This window comes from Neobacillus sp. NRS-1170 (assembly GCF_050468025.1).
Genome location: NZ_JBITPF010000142.1, coordinates 1 through 2,166 on the forward strand (window position 1 = coordinate 1; position 2,166 = coordinate 2,166).

Consider the following 2,166-nt stretch of genomic DNA (forward strand, 5'->3'; position numbering starts at 1 on the left):
GATATTTCATTGGTGTTATTTACAAATTTTTCAGTCATGTCTGCATTTTCTTTTTTTAAATCTTTACTAAGTTCTGTAACAGAAGTCATTAACGAATCGTTTTTGAGAAGGTTTGCTGCCATTTGTAACATAATCGAATTCATATCCAGCGCATTTTGAACTTTATTAAAACTGTTGTCTACCTTGGTACCCATATTTTGTTCGCTTTTATCTATTCTTTGAAAACCCATAATTTAACCACCTTTATATGCAGAAGTGTACGTGAGGATCTTAAAAAACTTAATTTTGGTTGGTTTTTGAATAATTTCGAAAAACATTTTCATTGTGGATTAGAGATCTGATAAATCACTTACTTTCTTCATCTTAAATGGATGTTTATTGCGAAGTTACCTTTATGCTAATATTTGGTCTTATATTTTTTATTTCGACTGTAATCGTTTGATTTTACAACTTTTTGACTTGACTGGCGTTTTTCGGATTCAGCCATTTTTGATTGGTAACTTGATTGGCTTCCAGCTTTGTTACTAGATTGGTTATAAGATTTTGCTTCTTCATCCTTTTCAATTTTTACTCCATAACTAATATTTTTAATGTGAAACATGGGAAGGCGAACGAGTTCCTCTTTATTGATCACAGAAACAAAATCTTTAGTTATATCACTGAGTACCCCTTCTAACTTCTCAGGACCGCCACGATTAATTTTTACCCATTGAAATTTCAATGAGTTAAGTAGGTTTTGGAAATTAGCCGCTTTTTTAAATTCGAAATCTTTAGGGACTTCAATATTGAATTCCATCTGCCCCTTTATATCTTCTGTAAAACTTTTAATATGATGAGTGTTGTAGTAAACGATCCCATCATCTTCCGTGAGAAGGACGATATAATCGTCACTTGCATCCATTAACTTCCCAATTCTGGATTCTGGTCCGCCTCGATCAACCCTAATTACTCTACCTAAAAAATATTTAAACATGTCTTTATCCATATAAAATTCTCCTCCTTAAATTAATTAGATATATTTACACTCCATAGATATGTATCACTGGATTATGTTGTCCTAATGAAATAGCCTTTTTATTCATAACTTAATTGAAAAAATAGGCAATTAAAATGATAAGACACTAGACTATATACCTAGTAATAGAAATGGGAACCATAGCTGTGCTGGTATTCATATATCGTATTCCGTCCTTTAAAGATTTAAATATGAATTTTCCAATAAAAGAGGGAGATATTTATGGGTAGATAGTGAAGAAAAACAAGATTCACCGAGGCTTAAATAGAACTATTTTTATGCATTGGAAAAAACTATGCTACCATTGTTCGATAGAAACAATTTTATTAGAGAGGGGATGTTTTTATGGAAAAAAGAGACTGGGTATTTATCCTTGTAGTAGCCCACGATGGGGGTTAGGCATTTGGTCCAGGGAGATGGTGGTATTTTCAGTGGGGAATTAATATGTTACACGACTGAAGTGCAGGCGGAGTTTGATAAGTTTATGCGAGGACAGTCGCCGCTTCTCTTATTTTGGCTGGATTGTTGGATTGAATTTGATAAGTATAAATATAAGTTTCATGGAGCAGGAGGACCTAATAATTTAGAAGAAATACTTACTATTTTTAAAAATCGGGCAGAGTCATAATTATAATAAATCGAATTATATATGTGAAAAAATACACTTAAAGTAACGGGGCCTTATGTTAAAGATTGGGATGGCTGCGGCGATCCTTTTTTTGCACTAACGGATGGAGGATAGTTGAACAAAAAAATTGAAATATTTCATATCATACTGGATGTGTAGAATGGAAAATAAGAAAAAGTACGCTTATAAAGTTTTGATATATCAAGCATTTGTAGATATAAAAAATAATAGCACTCATGAAGAGGCTTTCCATATTGCCCACGTATTCCACAATCTAGCGTACTTTCTGACAAAAGATTTTGAAGGAATAAATGAAGCTGAATTTTGGAGGTAAATAAACTTTCTTGAAAAAAACTTGGTGTAAATCATTATAAAGAACTGTTTGAAAGTGCCATAGCTAACGGTGGAAATTTATTCTAATTTTGGGGGTATTTATTGAACTCCCATGAAAATAAAAACGGAAAAAGGGCATGAAAAAACAGACCCAGAAAAACCAGTTTTTTAAAAAAGGCTGAGCCTCTTG

The 2,166-nt window shown here is 32.5% G+C and carries 4 protein-coding genes; 2 read left to right on the forward strand and 2 right to left on the reverse strand.

The window, feature by feature from the left end:
- The coding region (locus ACIFOT_RS32520) for a hypothetical protein (RefSeq protein WP_430073153.1) at positions 1-230 on the reverse strand (230 nt) is incomplete at its 3' end.
- Positions 231-397: 167 nt separating this feature from the next.
- Positions 398-985 carry a hypothetical protein gene (locus ACIFOT_RS32525; protein WP_430073156.1) on the reverse strand — a complete coding sequence of 196 codons (588 nt, stop codon included), beginning with the start codon at positions 983-985 and terminating at the stop codon, positions 398-400.
- A 433-nt stretch (positions 986-1,418) separates the two neighbouring features.
- Here ACIFOT_RS32525 and ACIFOT_RS32530 point away from each other — a divergent pair, with 433 nt between their 5' ends.
- Both ACIFOT_RS32530 and ACIFOT_RS32535 read left to right on the forward strand, forming a co-directional pair.
- Complete coding sequence (locus ACIFOT_RS32530) at positions 1,419-1,643, forward strand: hypothetical protein (RefSeq protein ID WP_430073159.1); 225 nt, start codon at positions 1,419-1,421, stop codon at positions 1,641-1,643.
- Positions 1,644-1,803: 160 nt separating this feature from the next.
- Entirely contained in the window at positions 1,804-1,977 is a 174-nt protein-coding gene (locus ACIFOT_RS32535) for a hypothetical protein (protein WP_430073160.1), read from the forward strand.
- The last annotated feature ends 189 nt before the right edge of the window (positions 1,978-2,166 follow it).

Excerpts from the sequence above, each read along its gene's own strand:
- ACIFOT_RS32525 (WP_430073156.1), bottom strand. The coding sequence starts at position 985 with ATGGATAAAGACATGTTTAAATATTTTTTAGGTAGAGTAATTAGGGTT.
- ACIFOT_RS32535 (WP_430073160.1), top strand. The coding sequence starts at position 1,804 with ATGGAAAATAAGAAAAAGTACGCTTATAAAGTTTTGATATATCAAGCA.